The following is a 16,063-nucleotide window of genomic DNA, read 5'->3' as shown; positions in this document are numbered from 1 at the left end:
GCTTTTTTAGTTGTTCTCCTTTAATTAGATACAATGGAGTATAGGCCGTCCTGTATACGCAGATTACCGGGCTGCCCAGTTTCCACCTTCACCTCTGTAACAAATACACCAGGCATACGTCCGTCTGGGAACCATGGCTTCTGTTTATCAATGACAATAAACATGCCTTCTGCATCACCCGTGGGGGAGAATTGTTTTCCGTCTCCGGCAAATGGTTCAAGTTGATAATGCTCATTCAATGTGTTCATTGTCTCAGGAACATCATCGACAGGCAGACCGATTTCACTAATACATAACAGATGCTTCGCTTCGAAAGCTTCATCAACTGCATTATCGAGTGAATGGTGAGTGATAAATTCCATCAAGTTGCCGCTTGGATCATAGAAATAGAAGGCTGTTGCATCCCAGTAGGGGAAATAAAATTCATCTTGTCCATCTTTGGATAGCAATGAAATGTTACGGTCTTGAGCCCATCTTTTTGCATCAGCAAGTTTATTCGTTGGAATCGTAAATGCTACATGATAGCAAGGCTTCTCTTGTTCTGGCGCCTTCTTGAAAGAGAGGACTGAGTTCCCCGCACGGAATGAAACGCATGTTGCATTATCCTCCACAAGATCCAATTCCAGTAGTGTACCGTAAAACTCTTTTATGGCCTCGACCTGATGTGTCAACAAACCAACTTCTCTTATTATCATTTCATTATCCTCCTTTAATCTCACCTTTGATTGAAATACTCGATTGTTTTCTCAATAAATGCCTTGGCCGATTTCGTCAGATAACGGTCGGACCGATGGATGATCTCAAAGTGCCGGTATGGCGGATCGTCTGTAATTCGGATGCAACGTAGCGTAGGTTCATTCATGGCTTGGATCAGAGGATAAGGCAGCAGTGTTCCTCCAACGTTGGCTTTGACCAGGCTAATGATGGAGGTTGCTGAACTGGTCTCCATGATGGTATTTAGGCTAAATCCATATTTACGGCAATAGCCGTCAACCAATTCTCTGCCTGTGAATCCTTCGGGGAACATCACCGTTTGGATATCACGTAACTCCTGAATTTCAATTGTGCTTCGTTCAGCCCAATCATGATTCTCGGAAACGACGAGTACATATTCTTCACTGCACAAAGGAATGCGTACAAGCCGCCTATCCGGGGCAGACGTGATCTCGATGCCGATGTCGACTTCATTTTCCAACACTTGATTTACGACATAGATCGAAGAGATAACCTTCAATTGTACCTTGGGGAATCGGGCATGAAAATCAACGAGCAATGGAGTGATACGGTAATCCAAATCCGACGGAAGAACACCAATAACCAATCGTCCCCGCTGATCATTCCGAAATTCAGCTAGCGCATCCTGGGTATTCTGTAAATGCCGGATCATCTGTACACAGTGCTCCAGAAACAGAGTGCCTGCCTGGGTCATCACAATCTTTTTGCCGACACGGTCAAACAAAGGAACACCAAGTTCATCTTCCAACCCACGTATTTGTTGACTCAACGTAGGTTGAGATATGCCAAGTTTCTCCGCTGCCCGTGTAAAATGAAGCTCCTCGCACACCGTAATAAAGTTTTCCATTTGACGAATCTCCATGAATTCACCTCTAATCATTGGTTTTAGTAATCATTTTAATAGAAACAATAGTATTGTTCAATCATTATAATGATCCTATACTTAATTCGTGCACCACCCGAAGATCTTGTCATTAAAGAATAGGATCTTTGGTGAAGGCAACGAGACTACTCCCATGAGGTGATTCATAATGAAACTTTTTTATATTGTATTGGCGCTTATTCTGGCTTCACTGAACTTAAGACCACCGATTACTTCCATTTCTCCTCTGATGAGTACCATACAGAATGATCTGGGTTTGAGCGGCATGACCGCCAGTCTGTTAACTACACTACCGGTATTATGTATGGGTATATTCGCTCCATTCTCTGTAAGACTAAGTAGAAGGTGGGGGAACGAAGGAGCCATTGTACTGGCTTTAATCCTTATTGGGATAGGTACGGGATTACGATTGTTCGTAGGCGCAACTCCGTTGATGATGTTCACTTCTTTTCTGTCTGGTGTAGGGATTGCATTGGCAGGGCCACTGTTGTCAAGCTTCATTAAGCAGTATTTCCCTAACCGAGTGGCAGCCATGGTCGGCATCTACTCTACAGCAATGGTGATGGGGGCCAGCATTAGTGTGGGGTTATCGGTTCCGCTCCAGCATACGCTGGGTGGATCTTGGAGAGGTTCTTTGGCTACATGGGCATTACTCGCAGCCATTGCATTGCCGATCTGGTTAAAATTAGCTTGGTCTGCGCGTACAGAGCGGCAATCCGGACAAACTTCGGCTGTAGTCCATGCACCACTTCCGGTGAAGAACAGGCGTGCATGGGTGCTGACACTGTTCTTTGGACTGATGGCCGCGATCTTCTATTCATTAACCGCCTGGCTTGCGCCAGCCATTCAGAGCCATGGATATAGCCAAGAGACTGCTGGCAACATCCAAACGTTATTTACATTGATATCACTGCCCTCAACGTTATTCATTCCCATGCTTGTACATCGGTACCAAAGACGTGTCTTCTGGCTTGTTGGATGTGCGATGTTGGAGTTAATAGGTGTCCTGATGCTGAATCTCTCTGTCAGTCCGTGGCTCGCGGCGATTCCGCTCGGTATTGGTGCAGGTGGACTGTTCCCGATTGCACTTATGTTGCCGATTGATGAGACAAACAATGCTCAGGAAGCGAGTAGCTGGTCCGCTATGACTCAATCTGGTGGCTACATTCTTGGAGCACTTGGGCCGCTGGCGATTGGTTGGCTCCGCGATCTAACAGGCAGCTTCGTGCAAGCATTTTATGGTTTGGCTATCATCATCGTGTTGCAGATTATCGTTCAATTGGCTATTGGCAATAAAAAAGTTTAAAAGTTAGCCAGGAGCAGAGCTAAAAGGCATGTAAAGTAAAATGGATATAGAAATATGATGATCTTTATACATGATCCAATAAGTCCAGGTAGTACTGCCTTAATGCTTTCTGTAAGATGACGGGCTCCATAATCTTAATCGATTTACCATAGCCCGCAAGATATCTCACTATGAAATCAAGCTCGTGAGGTTCATACGAACCGACAAGATACATGTGTCCCCTCTTCTCGCTGATCTGCATAGATGGGAAATGTTCTTGCTGGAATAGCTCCATCCCGGCTTCATCAATCAGGCATTTGAATGGAATTGCTTGTTCCGATGGTTTCCATAGAGATTGGGCATCCTGTGAATAGAGTTCCTTTACATGAGTTAAAGGTTCAATCTCCGTTGTTTCGGCTGAAATGATGCGGTCGCAGCGAAATACACGATACGCTTGTTTATGCAGATCATAGGCCTGGCAATACCAATAACCTTTCCTGGCATAGAGCGCGATGGGTTGAATGGTGCGGATATTGGTGTGTGCAGAAGATGGCCTTTGATCAGAGGATCTACGCTGATTAGCGTACGTAATCTGGATCACTATATTCTGAACAGCAGCCATCAACAGAAACTCCAAATGTGCACTGTCGCGGATCTGCTCCGTATGTTGGAAGTAAACCCGGTGTTGGATGTTCTCAATATCCTGTCGTTGCTTGTCGGATAACGCGCTCATAAATTTCTCATGAATGGTCCGGAAAGAGACTTGAAAGGGTAAGCTGGAGAAGCTGCGGAGAGCCTGCATCGCAAAATAAAGGGCATGAAGCTCCCCCGTATTAAACGAAATGGGAGGCAGCTGCATCTGTTGCAGCAGTCGATATCCGCCGTAGCGTCCATATTCGACATAGATGGGCGCACCTAACTCTTCCAATGAAGTGATATCTCTTAACGCGGTTCGTTTGGAGATCTGGAACTCCTGCATGAGATCTTGCAGGGTGAACTGTTGTTTTTGATTAATGAAGCGCAGCATCTGGTTCATACGTTCTGATTTTTTCATATCAAACCCTCTTAATGGTGCCATGTGTTGGCACCTTTCGTTGTTATAGTGATAAGTGTAATCCAATAGGAACAAGGAGGCAATATAATGAATTTTGAAGTGATACCATTTTTGTCGATGAACGGGGATGCGGCAGTAGCCATTGCTTTTTATGAAGAGTTTCTGGGCGCCAAGGTGATATTCAAGAAAAGTTATAAAGAGATGAAGGAAATGAACCCAGGTTTCGAGTACCCTGCTGGTCAAGATGAGTATATTACACATTCGGTGCTGGAGATTGGGGTTAACAAAGTCATGATTGCGGAAGAAGCAATGGACACGGAGAGAGCATGGCAGCTGGGGAACAGCACGTCACTATGTATTCAATCCAAGGATAAAGATACCATCGATCAACTGTATCATTCTCTGATGCAACATGAGGGTGTGAAGGTACTGGTACCGTATGAACAAAATGAATTCAGCCCAGGATACGGTATTGTAAGGGACCCATTTGGCATTGCGATTCAGCTGTGTGTCACTGTGCATGATTTTTAAAATGAGTTCAGGCCCCCGGTTAAGCACTCGTTATGTAAACCTGTAACTAACTTAAAAACATCAAAAAAAGAAGAGCCATGGATATCATGCTCTCTTCTTTTTTCGGTTTTTATACAAGGTCGTTCGCACAACCATCAGATAAGTGAGACAGCTGAATGGTTATAGCGGACCTCTTTTCGTGTAAATCATAGAGGTACGGATGTCGCTGTGTACAAGCAAGTTCAATGGATAAAGGAAAGAAGGGATAACATGATTACGAGAGGACTCGACCATATTGGAATAACTGTACCGGATATGGAGCAGGCGACACTATTTCTACAACAGGCGTTTGGAGCTCAACTTGCCTATGACCATATAACGCCGGATGATCCCCCACAGGAAGGACCCGAGGCAGAGCTTAAATTAGGACTGCGTTCAGGAGCAAAGGTTATTCATATTCGGATGTTATCGCTCGGGGAGAGCGCCAGTATAGAGTTATTTCAGTACGCGAATACAGCGCAATCGGAGCCAGTTAGGGCATCAGATTACGGATTGCAACATATGGCGTTGTATGTGGACGATATGCAAGAAGCTGCACTACACTTCGAGGAAGCGGGCGGGGTGTTGCTAACAGAGCCTGGGGCGTTGACCGGTCATATTGAAGGTGGGGAAGGCAATCAGTTTGTGTATGGAAGAGCACCTTGGGGGATGCTGATCGAGCTGATCTCCTATCCTGCGGGCATTCAGTATCCGAATCACAGTGAAACGAAGCGCTGGACACCACGAAAAAAATAATAAAGATGAGACTGGATAAGAAACAGGACGATGCACGACAAATCGTTCTGTTTTTCTTGTATATAGGGGTTAAACGGTTATTAAAAAACAGAAATTATGTTACAAATACGTTACAAATACAGAAGTGTATACCTCTTTGCCTTATGTTACGATACGTACTAGTAGATACAGAGATATTTTACGGATAAGATAAGTTATAACGTCTCTTTTCTGGACGATGAATATGCTCCGAAAGTATGTTGATGGAACCCTTTTATCCAGGATATTGAAGAAGCATTGAAACGAAGGAACAACTATATATTTTGACTTCACAGGGTTGCAATAAAAATAAATAACAACAGGTGATCCAAAATGCTGCAAATCGGGTATCCATAGTAGAGCCATCTAGAACCTGATGGATACATATGTTGTTATGATTGTTTTTTGCTAGTTAAAGGCTGTCTATTATGGAATGAACTGTGGGGGTTATCAAGTGTCTATATTAGATATGGAAAAGAAAGATGTTGTCACCGATGCAATGGTCATCAAGGCGATGGAGAAAAGTCTTGCTATCATTCGATTCGATCTGGATCGCCGGGTAACCTACGTGAATGAAGTCTTTGCCCAGACGATGGGATATACGGTAGATGAGATGTACGGCATGAAGCATCAGCAACTGTGCTTCGGTCAATTTGCAAATACTCCGGAATATGATGCTTTTTGGAATAGCATATTTAATGGTGTCAGCTTCCAGGACAAGGTTGAACGCAAGGATGCAAAGGGGAATTCCGTATGGCTTGAGGCGACATATATGCCGGTGTACGATGAGACAAATCAGAAGATACTGGGTGTCTCCAAAATCGCCACCAACATTACCAACCGTCAGAACAACATTTCGGTCGTAGTGAATGAGCTGAAAACAATGTCTCATGAACTGAATGGGCAGGCAGATGTAGGTATTGAACGCAGTCAGGAATTGATGTCCAGTATCTCCTATATCTCTGAGGTGTCGACTTCTAACCGTGCAACGTTGACTCATTTGCAGGAACAGGCCGGATCGATTCAGGGCGTGGTACGAACGATACGCGAGATTTCGTCTCAGACGCAACTGCTCGCGTTGAATGCTGCCATTGAGGCTGCACATGCAGGAGAATACGGACGAGGATTCGATATCGTGGCCAAGGAAGTTAAGAAACTATCCGCAATGGTGGAGAGTTCGATTAATGAGATTCGTGATAGCGTGACTGGAATAACGAAGGAGATTGGTAATATCACAGGTGGCACCAAAAAAGTAGAAGAATATGTGGAGCAGAGCCAGAAGCAGATTGAGATTGCATTGAATGATTTTACAGCAATTGCTGCTTCAGCTCACTTGTTGGATGCCAAAGCGGAGCATGTGACCAGAATCGTATAACAATATATAGTAATAGCGGTTCCTTTCACAGGAACCGTTTTTTTGTCGTTCAGTACTCAAAAAATCGGGAATTATTGTGATCAAACGGGGACACAATACTTGGGAATACCTGCAGCTATGTCATGCAGAGAAATGTTGGGGTGGGAACATGTGGTCAACAATTGTATCCTACGTGCCGGATTGGTCCATATGGATTCAGGCATTCTTGGTCTTCATCATTCCAATTGGTATTACATTGAGCATGCGCTGGATCAATGCTGCCATTAAGCGCGGAAGCTTCTCTCGTTCGAAGCCATCGTCCATATCCTCGAAGGATATCTCGCCAGCAGCCAAAGGGCAGGGTGAAGGGACCGAAACAGGCCACTATGCCAATATTAAATTAACCGAAAAGTACAGCATAAATCTGACGAGTGTGAAAGAAAGCTTTGGACTCAATGCAGACGTGCATATTCGAGAATTTATTATTAAGGGAACGAATACACGGGCTGCGGTCATCTATACCGAAGGCCTGGTAGATCAGGACTTAGTTGATGATCACTTGATTACACCGTTGATGTTCGAAGGTGTTCCTCTACTTAAGCAGGAGGGTTTTCTCCATCCAGACAACGCACACTTACTGTCGGCATATCTGCAAGATCAATTACTTCCTGTCAGTCTGGTTGAAGAGACGAAGTCCCTCCAAGAACTTGCAGTTGGTGTGTTGTTTGGGAAAAATGCACTGCTGGTTGATGGTTTGCCAGGTGCTTTATTAATTGGAGCTCATAAGATCAAAACAAGAGGTATGAATGAACCCTTGTCAGAGGGACTGCTTCGTGGGCCTCGTATTGGTTTTACAGAGCAATTAAGCGATAATACAGGCATTTTACGTCGTTATGGAAGTGATCAGAGCCTGTTTATTAAGAAATATGAAGTGGGTTCACGGATCAAAAAAGATTTGGCGATAGCTTATATTCAGGATATTGCCGATCCAAATCTCGTTGCTGAAGTATGCAAACGAATTGAAGAGATGGATATGGATTCGATGTTGGAATCAGGTTATGTGGAACAACTCATCGAAGATAATACGCTGAGTCCTTTTCAGCAGGTACTGAATACGGAAAGACCTGACCGGGTGATGGGTGCCCTTCTGGAAGGCCGAGTGGCAATTTTGTTGGATGGAACGCCATTTGTATTAATTGTACCGGTGACCTTTAGCATGTTGCTTCAGTCTCCAGAGGACTATTATGAACGCTGGATTCCTGGAACATTTTTGCGAGTGCTGCGTTTTATGGCCGCGATGCTGGCATTGCTTGCTCCTGCGCTCTATATCTCGTTTATCTCGTTCCATCCGGGTCTTATTCCAACCAAGCTGGTATTGACGATTATTGAAACGCGTACCGGAGTGCCATTCCCCTCAATTATTGAGGTACTCATCATGGAGCTTTCAATTGAAATCTTGAGGGAGGCCGGGATACGCTTGCCCAAACCGATTGCGCCAGCGATGGGTATCGTTGGAGGTCTGATTATTGGCCAAGCAGCGGTGCAAGCGGGAATAATAAGCCAATTTCTGGTCATTGTCGTTGCGGTAACAGCCATATCTTCCTTTACGATTCCGGTCTATAGTGCGGGATTAACGCTAAGGATTCTACGATTTGCCGCTATGTTCAGCGCAGCCGTACTCGGATTGTTTGGCGTGGTTATGTTCTTTCTGCTTGTGTGTACACATCTGGCACGACTCTCAAGCTTTGGCGTACCTTATGTTGCACCAGCCGTTCCTTATCACATCAATGAATGGAAAGACTTCGTTATCCGTGCTCCGTTAAATATGATGAGAATGCGTCCCAAGATGACTAATCCGATCGATGATGATCGGAAAAAATAAATGGAATTCTATCTACTGAAGGTCTGGAGGTGAACTAAAGTGAATGGCTCCCAAGGAAAGCTAACCACGACACAGGCCGTTGTAATTATTGTCAATTACATGCTTGGTGCCGGGATATTGACACTACCTCGAACGACCAGCAAAGCTGTCGGAACACCGGATGTCTGGATTTCCATTATCCTATCTGGATTCATTATCATAGGTGTCGGAATAATTCTGGTTACCCTGTGTCGCAGATTTCCGGAGAAAACCGTCTTCCAGTTCACCCGTGAGATTACGGGCAGCTGGATTGCTTACATACTGGGATTGTCTATGATTATGTATTTCATAGTTATTGCCGCATTCGAAATCAGAGTTATGGCTGAAGTAACTGGGATGTATCTGCTCGAACGCACCCCCACCTGGGCGATTGTGATGGTCTTCATGTGGATCGGTGTATATATGATTTCAGGCGGGCTTGGCGTTATCGTACGCGTGTTTGAGATCATCCTTCCAATTACGATTATTATATTTGTGATTGAAATTTTGCTTAGTAATCAGCTATTCGAAATTGGCAATCTGAGACCCGTACTCGGTGATGGGGTCATGCCGGTTTTCCAAGGGTTGAAGCCTTCACTATTATCTTATACAGGCTATGAGGTGATGTTAATCATGACTGCCTATATGAAAAATCCGAAGAAGAGCAATAAAGCGATGACCTGGGGGATACTCATATCCACTATTATCTACTTGATCACGGTGGTGATGGTTATAGGCAGTTTATCGCTCGATGGCATCAAAACTCGAACCTGGCCAACGCTGGATTTGGTAAGAAGCTTCGAAATTCAGGGTCTGATATTCGAGCGTTTTGAATCCTTATTGCTGGTCATCTGGATTATGCAAATCTTTTCAACTACAGCAATTACACATTACTGCGCTTCAGTGGGTATTCGTGATTTGTTTCGTTCCAAAAAAATCAAAGGCATCATGTACGGCCTGCTTCCGTTCATTTATCTGACAGCAATGATACCCAAAACAGTGGATGATACTTTTGCACTAGGAGATATGCTGGGCAATGTGTCCGTATTTTTGTTTGGCATTTTACCTCTGGTACTACTGTTGTTAAGTCTGATTCGCAAAAAAGGAGGCAAGCATGCATGATTACATTTCGTATGTTGTTACGCTTAGCCACTGTATTATGCATTCTCTTAACGATATCCGGATGTTGGAGCAGTCGGGAGATAGAGGATCTAAGTGTCTACGTTGGTCTTGGGATCGATATCGGTAAAGAGACAGAATTTGAGAAAGACATCGCTACTCAGGGAGGAGCGTATTCCAAGCAGAACAATTTGACGGCCACGGTACAGATTGCTCCCGGTAATTCTAGCAGCCAAAAGAGCCAACAATCCGGTTCGCCTGCTTCTGGTAAAACGTCCTATTCCAATGAACAGCTTACTGGAGATTCCTTGCTGCAAATCTTTCGTCAGTTTGCACTGAGGCGAGATCATCCGCTCATCGGACATCATCTGAAGGTTATCGTTGTGTCCAAGGATATTGCCAAAAAGTATGGTCTGGATCAGCTACTGGATTTTGTACTTCGGGATAACGATATTCGTCCTAACTGTCTGGTGCTGATTAGCCATCATCGCGCTGTTGATGTACTGACTTCAGATGATCCTTCCCGGATTCCAGCCTTTTATCTTACAGGCATTACCAGTAATTCGTACTTGTCCAATAAAATCCTGGACCCCGTTCTACTCTCCAAATTAGATGCACAAATGCAATCCGGTTCCAGCTTTTTGCTCCAGAATGTACTGAACTCCAATGGAGAGGACAAATTCTCCGGTGCCAGTATATTTGATGGGAAAACGACCAAATTCATCGGGGAACTCAGCCAAACGGATCTAGAAGGGCTATCGTGGATCAGACCTAAAGAAAAAGGAGGTATCTTGAAGACATACAATAAAGCGGGGTTCACTGTTGTATATGAAATGAAGAAGAAAAAAACAACAATAATTCCAAAAGTGGTTGGCGATGATATTTCATTCCATGTGAAGACTGAATCCGAAGGCTGGTTGATGGAGGATTGGCGTGCTCCCGAGGAAGAGGAAAAAGGTGCGTATCTCAGGGAATTGGAAAAAGAATTTGCTGAACTTGCCGAACAACAGATTCGACAGTTGTTATACAAACTGCAGCATACCTATAAAGTAGATGTTGCGGATTTTCGGGATAGCTTGCGTATCAAAGAACCTAAAACATGGAAAAAAGTCAAAGACGATTGGGATAAAATTTTTAGCACCGTGCCGATCACGTATGAGGTAAAGACCACCATCACGAATCCGGGGTCTTCCACCGAATAGCGAGGTGTGCCATTTAATATTTAAATGTTGACACATTCATGATAGATCGCTATATTAGTAAAAAATCATTTTCTTATCCAGAGAGGTGGAGGGACTGGCCCTTAGAAACCTCAGCAACAGATCTGAAGGATACTGTGCTAATTCCAGCGGGTGAAAGCCTGATAGATAGGAGCGTTTGTTTTTATTTGTCAGTAACGGCGCACTCTTTAGGCAGAGTGGGTCTTTTTTGTTTTTTCTGGATGAAGAAGTAGGGGAGCAGCAGGTATGGAGAACAACAACGACAAAGGGCATTTTCAGCGGAAAATGCAGGCACGGCATGTGGTCATGCTCTCTCTCGGAGGAGTCATTGGAACGGGATTATTCCTCAGCTCAGGTTACACCATTCAGCAGGCGGGACCACTGGGAACCATTCTGTCCTACCTGATCGGAGCCATCGTTGTATATCTGGTGATGCTCTGTCTTGGTGAACTGTCTGTTCATATGCCAGAGACGGGAGCATTTCATAGTTATGCAGCCAAGTATATTGGACCGGCAACAGGCTACACGGTGGCTTGGTTATACTGGTTAACCTGGACTGTTGCGCTTGGCTCCGAATTCACAGCCGCCGGATTGCTGATGCAGCGCTGGTTCCCATCGGTGAACGTATGGATATGGAGCGCGGTTTTTGCACTGATGATCTTTCTATTCAACGCTTTAACGGTGAAATTATTTGCGGAATCCGAGTTCTGGTTCTCATCTGTAAAAGTAGTGACTATCGTAATTTTCATTATTATCGGTGGCGCAGCCATGTTTGGTATTATTCCCATGGCGGATTCTGAACCGGCTCCATTTCTATCGAATATTACCGCATCCGGGTGGTTCCCTCATGGAGCTACAGCGATATTGATGACCATGCTTGCTGTAAACTTTGCCTTCTCAGGCACCGAGTTAATCGGCATTGCCGCCGGGGAGACGGAGAACCCGGAAAAGACGATACCAAAGGCTATTCATACAACGCTGTGGCGTTTGGTTATTTTCTTCATCGGAACGATTATTATCTTGTCGGCCTTGCTGCCCATGTCGGATGCCAGTGTACTGGAAAGTCCGTTTGTAGCGGTAATGGAGCGGGTGGGTGTACCCTATGCAGCAGACATTATGAACTTTGTTATTCTGACGGCGATTCTCTCTGCTGCCAATTCAGGCCTATATGCTTCTTCACGGATGCTCTGGTCTCTGGCTGACAAAAGAACGATCTCTCCGTGGTTTGCCAAATTGACCAAAAGCGGAGTACCGCTGAATGCACTTCTGATTAGTATGGTGGGTGGTGCGCTGGCATTGCTGTCCAGTATTATTGCGCCAGGTACGGTGTATATTACGCTGGTTTCCATTTCAGGTCTGGCTGTCGTTGCGGTATGGATGAGCATCAGCGCTTCCCAATACATGTTCCGCAGACAATATATCCGGGAAGGACATGCGGTCAAAGATCTGGTCTACCGCACACCACTGTATCCGGTGGTACCAATTGTTTCATTTATATTATGTCTGGCTTCATGCATAGGTATTGCCTTTGACCCGACACAGCGAATTGCTCTGTATTGTGGGGTTCCGTTTATCGCATTATGTTACGCTGCTTATTATCTGACAGAACGTGTGAATAAGAAAAGAGGAAAAGTACATGACGCAAGCACAACAGACTAACCCCATAGAACAGATCCTGCGTGAACATCCAGTCATGATTCTGGATGGAGCGTTGGCTACGGAACTCGAACAGCATGGATGTGATCTCGATGATCCACTATGGTCTGCTCGTGTGTTGCTTGAGAATCCGGATGTTATTGTTCAGGTCCATGCAGATTATTTTCGAGCAGGAGCCGACTGTGCGATTACATCCAGTTATCAGGCGACGGTGGATGGCTTCCGCAAGAGAGGAATCGATGAACAGGCAGCACTTGAGCTGATCCGCAAGACGGTGGAGTTGGCTGCTCAGGCGAGAGATGCCGTATGGGCGGAAGTGCAGAGTGATTTAGTAGGGAGAGAAAGCTCAACAGGTCAGCTTGTAGAAGCTCCTTCGGTACGTGCCGAGACGGTGGAGAATGAGGAGCAAATAACAGAACGTACAGTAGATCACGAAGGAGATTGTCTTCGTCCACGTCCAATTATTGCCGGGTCCGTTGGGCCGTACGGCGCCTATCTGGCGGATGGATCAGAGTATGTGGGACATTACGCCGTGTCGGATGAGACGCTTGTCGCATTTCACCGTCCGCGTATGGCGGCGCTAATTGAAGCAGGTGCTGATATTCTTGCGTTTGAGACGATTCCTTCCTTGCAGGAAGCACAAGTGCTGGTTGATTTACTGAAGGAGTTTCCTCATGCGTATGCTTGGCTATCCTTTTCTTTAAAAGACGGGACAAGCATCAGCGAGGGTACGCCACTTGAGGTATGTGCACAGACGTTTGGCTCCGAGCCGCAGATTGCGGCGATTGGCCTGAACTGTGCTCCGATGGAAGTGGTAACGGAAGCAGTGGGTATTTTGCGCCGTACCAGCGATAAACCTGTTATTGTGTATCCGAACTCGGGAGAGACGTATGATGCAGCAACGAAGACGTGGAGCGGACAGGGGACCTGTGGTAGTATGAGGGACGCATCGGAGCAGTGGGTTGCTGCGGGCGCGCAGATTATTGGCGGCTGCTGCCGTACTACGCCACATCAGATTGGTGCACTTGCGAAGAAATGGCGGAATTAGTTCATATCATGATAACAAGCCCTTCCACATCCTATAGAGGTATGGAAGGGCTTGTTTTATTGTGTTAAGGCATTCTGATTACATTATTCGATAACCAGCATACGTGGCGATGCTTCCCGAATGATTCTCGAAGAGAACCACGAGCCAAGACTGGCTGCAATGATGCTTAGACAGGTGAACAGTACCATTCCACCCCAATGCAGGATCAGTGGAAGCTGTACGATACCATAACCGGAAAGGACCATTTCAAGTAGAAGAGGCAGCAGGTATACGCCGACGAAAATACCCAGTATGGCTCCCACGGAGGACAGTATGAACATTCCCATGGAGAGCGACAACCGGATTTGGCGAGATGTCATTCCCAGCGATTTGTATATCCCGTACGTTCTGCTTTCTTTACGGATATTGATTCTACAAGTACTGAAAATAATGATGAACGTCACAATGATAAAGAGAAATCCGATCAGGCTCATCGGATAGATCAGGATGTTAGCGGCTTCCGCGTAAACCGAATCAAGCAAAGTCTTCTGAGTGACTACCGAAGCAAAATCTTTAAATTGCTCATTTAATTCAGAGGCAACCTTACCCGCTTGTGCCATATCGTTCACATTGATGAAGATAACATCAAATTCACTATAACCGGGGTTCACACTTCTCATGGCATCAATGGTGATTCTGCCTGAAACAGACATGTTGGCGATCGCCTGATAGATGCCTGTGATGAGGAATGTACGCTTTTCTCCTTCAATATAGATATCGATAAGATCACCGAGATCTTTATTTGATGTTTTGGCTACACTTACACCAATGGCAATTTCATTCGCATGTTGTGGGTTAACCCCTTTTAACGTTTCGAATCCAAGTTCCTGATAACTCCCGTCCAGTACACTCAAGTTGAGACTGAGGGATTGGCCCTTCACTGTTGCAGAAGACTCCGGGCTAATTACACCCGTTGTGTTCCCTTGCCAGCCTGCATTGCTAATCCTTGTATCCTCTTCTAACGTTTGTTTCAATTCAGTCTTTGGAAAGTTACCTTTGTTCACGACTACTACTGCGATATTGGCATTGTCATACCCCCATTTAGCTGCGGTCTGTTCAATTCCGGTTATACTGGTCAGCAGAACATAACCCAGAACAAGTACGGAGGAAGCCATGGTGGCTAGCAGGAGTGTTAGAACAGAGCTTTTGGTGTTTTTGAACACATGTCTGAATCCAAGTACGGCGGTGATAGGCAGTCGTGTAAATCCGATCCAGTGTGCCCATGGCGAATTCATTTTCCCAGCCATCCGGCTGTGATCTGTCTCCGACATACCATAACGAATAGCCTGCACGGGCTGTATGCTGCGTGCCTTTTTGGCATATAACACAGTGAACAGAATCACTAGAGCAAATAGTAGTACGCCGGCCAGTATGGCCGCATCCAATCCTTGGACTGGAATGTTCTGATTCCCCACTCGAAGAGAGGATACAGAAATATTAATGATCCATTTGGATATCCATATACTGAGTGCAAGTCCGGGGATAATGGCTACGATGGATATCAATGCATATTGAATAACATAGGTGCCTATCGTTTTTCGGGAAGTCAGACCTAGTGATTTGAGGATTCCTATCGTTCTGTAATTGGCCAGGATGGCATCCGCAATCGTAAACCCGATGGTCATCAGGGCAATAGAGAGCATGACAACACCCATGAATATCATGATAAATCCAATAACCTGATTGATGATCAGATAGAAAGAGGCAATGGCCTCGAACTCCATTTTGGATTCCAGAAACGGAATACCTGTCTCACGATTGTACCGTTCCCAATACACCGAATTCATACTGTAATCGTTAAAATGGATGCCCATCATACGATTCTCGTTGCCAGCAAGTGTCGCGAGATCATGTTGATAATTGGTAGGGTTCATCCAGACCCGTGCTGTATTGGAGAATGGTGCCCCGTATGGTACATCGATGACAATGCCCGATACATTCAATTCGAGTGTGCTTGAGCCGGTTTTGAAGCCGATGGTATCACCTACGGAAATATGATAAGCATTCGCCATGGACGTTGGAATCCAGACAGAGCCTTGTTCGGGAACTGTGTCGGGCGTCCCGCTTGAGAAAATTAGTTCATCCACAGCCCATGGCGGCGGAGGCGTATTAAACATGTACAGGTAGATGTTAGGGATGTGAGTTTCATTCAAAATGATGCCTGACAATGTACGATACGTTAGCAAAGGGGACACCTGAACTCCATCCTGAGAAGCCCACCAGTTGTGCAAAGCGTCAGGGTCATTCAGTCCTTTTTCAAACGTCAGGATCTGATGAGATCCATGGGTTCGGGTATGCATTTCATAAAACTGATTGCCTGTGTTCGCCAGAATGACAATAGCTGTAGATACAAGAACTGTCGAGAGTAGCAGGAGCAGCGCAATCAGCGCATTTTGTATTTTGTTCCTACTCAGATACGACAAGCTAAGTTTAAACAAGACTGCCAT

At 45.3% G+C, this 16,063-nt stretch carries 13 protein-coding genes and 1 riboswitch; of the genes, 9 read left to right on the top strand and 4 right to left on the bottom strand.

Going from position 1 to position 16,063, the window contains the following annotated elements:
• Nucleotides 1-20 precede the first annotated feature (20 nt).
• Together MHH25_RS26900 and MHH25_RS26895 are read right to left on the bottom strand one after the other, a co-directional pair.
• Nucleotides 21-695, bottom strand: a complete 675-nt coding sequence (locus tag MHH25_RS26900; RefSeq protein ID WP_340018590.1) for a hypothetical protein — start codon at nucleotides 693-695, stop codon at nucleotides 21-23.
• 20 nt (nucleotides 696-715) lie between these two features.
• Complete coding sequence (locus MHH25_RS26895) at nucleotides 716-1,597, bottom strand: LysR family transcriptional regulator (protein WP_083677463.1); 882 nt, start codon at nucleotides 1,595-1,597, stop codon at nucleotides 716-718.
• Between the two features lie 169 nt (nucleotides 1,598-1,766).
• On the opposite strand from MHH25_RS26895, the gene MHH25_RS26890 reads away from it, so the two are divergent.
• A complete protein-coding gene (locus MHH25_RS26890; RefSeq protein ID WP_340018589.1) occupies nucleotides 1,767-2,924 on the top strand; it encodes an MFS transporter in 1,158 nt (385 codons plus the stop codon).
• Between the two features lie 64 nt (nucleotides 2,925-2,988).
• Here MHH25_RS26890 and MHH25_RS26885 read toward each other — a convergent pair whose 3' ends face one another.
• The gene (locus tag MHH25_RS26885) at nucleotides 2,989-3,957 is read right to left on the bottom strand and encodes a YafY family protein (RefSeq protein ID WP_340018588.1); all 969 of its coding nucleotides are present in this window, start codon (nucleotides 3,955-3,957) and stop codon (nucleotides 2,989-2,991) included.
• An 87-nt stretch (nucleotides 3,958-4,044) separates the two neighbouring features.
• Between MHH25_RS26885 and MHH25_RS26880 the strand changes: the two genes are divergently transcribed.
• From MHH25_RS26880 to mmuM, 8 genes are all read left to right on the top strand, one after another.
• The gene (locus tag MHH25_RS26880; RefSeq protein WP_340018587.1) at nucleotides 4,045-4,488 is read left to right on the top strand and encodes a VOC family protein; all 444 of its coding nucleotides are present in this window, start codon (nucleotides 4,045-4,047) and stop codon (nucleotides 4,486-4,488) included.
• A gap of 249 nt (nucleotides 4,489-4,737) precedes the next feature.
• A complete protein-coding gene (locus MHH25_RS26875; RefSeq protein WP_340018586.1) occupies nucleotides 4,738-5,262 on the top strand; it encodes a VOC family protein in 525 nt (174 codons plus the stop codon).
• A gap of 472 nt (nucleotides 5,263-5,734) precedes the next feature.
• Nucleotides 5,735-6,655: a PAS domain-containing methyl-accepting chemotaxis protein gene (locus MHH25_RS26870; RefSeq protein ID WP_235200715.1), complete on the top strand. Its 921-nt coding sequence runs from the start codon at nucleotides 5,735-5,737 to the stop codon at nucleotides 6,653-6,655.
• Nucleotides 6,656-6,803: 148 nt separating this feature from the next.
• On the top strand, nucleotides 6,804-8,516 hold the full coding sequence (locus tag MHH25_RS26865; protein WP_340018585.1) for a spore germination protein: 1,713 nt from the start codon (nucleotides 6,804-6,806) through the stop codon (nucleotides 8,514-8,516).
• A 39-nt stretch (nucleotides 8,517-8,555) separates the two neighbouring features.
• A complete protein-coding gene (locus MHH25_RS26860; RefSeq protein ID WP_047841650.1) occupies nucleotides 8,556-9,656 on the top strand; it encodes a spore germination protein in 1,101 nt (366 codons plus the stop codon).
• Nucleotides 9,653-10,855: a Ger(x)C family spore germination protein gene (locus MHH25_RS26855; RefSeq protein ID WP_340018584.1), complete on the top strand. Its 1,203-nt coding sequence runs from the start codon at nucleotides 9,653-9,655 to the stop codon at nucleotides 10,853-10,855. The genes MHH25_RS26860 and MHH25_RS26855 overlap by 4 nt, the downstream gene beginning before the upstream one ends.
• A gap of 70 nt (nucleotides 10,856-10,925) precedes the next feature.
• Nucleotides 10,926-11,027, top strand: a riboswitch (SAM riboswitch).
• Between the two features lie 92 nt (nucleotides 11,028-11,119).
• Nucleotides 11,120-12,532 carry an S-methylmethionine permease gene (gene mmuP, locus MHH25_RS26850; RefSeq protein ID WP_340018583.1) on the top strand — a complete coding sequence of 471 codons (1,413 nt, stop codon included), beginning with the start codon at nucleotides 11,120-11,122 and terminating at the stop codon, nucleotides 12,530-12,532.
• Nucleotides 12,510-13,577 (top strand): homocysteine S-methyltransferase, encoded by a 1,068-nt coding sequence (gene mmuM / locus MHH25_RS26845; protein WP_340018582.1) that lies wholly within the window; start codon nucleotides 12,510-12,512, stop codon nucleotides 13,575-13,577. The genes mmuP and mmuM overlap by 23 nt, the downstream gene beginning before the upstream one ends.
• Nucleotides 13,578-13,660: 83 nt before the next feature.
• On the opposite strand, the gene MHH25_RS26840 is transcribed toward mmuM, so the two are convergent.
• Nucleotides 13,661-16,063: an FtsX-like permease family protein gene (locus tag MHH25_RS26840; protein ID WP_340018581.1), complete on the bottom strand. Its 2,403-nt coding sequence runs from the start codon at nucleotides 16,061-16,063 to the stop codon at nucleotides 13,661-13,663.

Source organism: Paenibacillus sp. FSL H3-0457, from assembly GCF_037981725.1.
Taxonomy (GTDB): domain Bacteria; phylum Bacillota; class Bacilli; order Paenibacillales; family Paenibacillaceae; genus Paenibacillus; species Paenibacillus amylolyticus.
The sequence above is the reverse complement of the archived record's forward strand: the minus strand, read 5'-3'. Positions and strand labels throughout refer to the sequence as shown.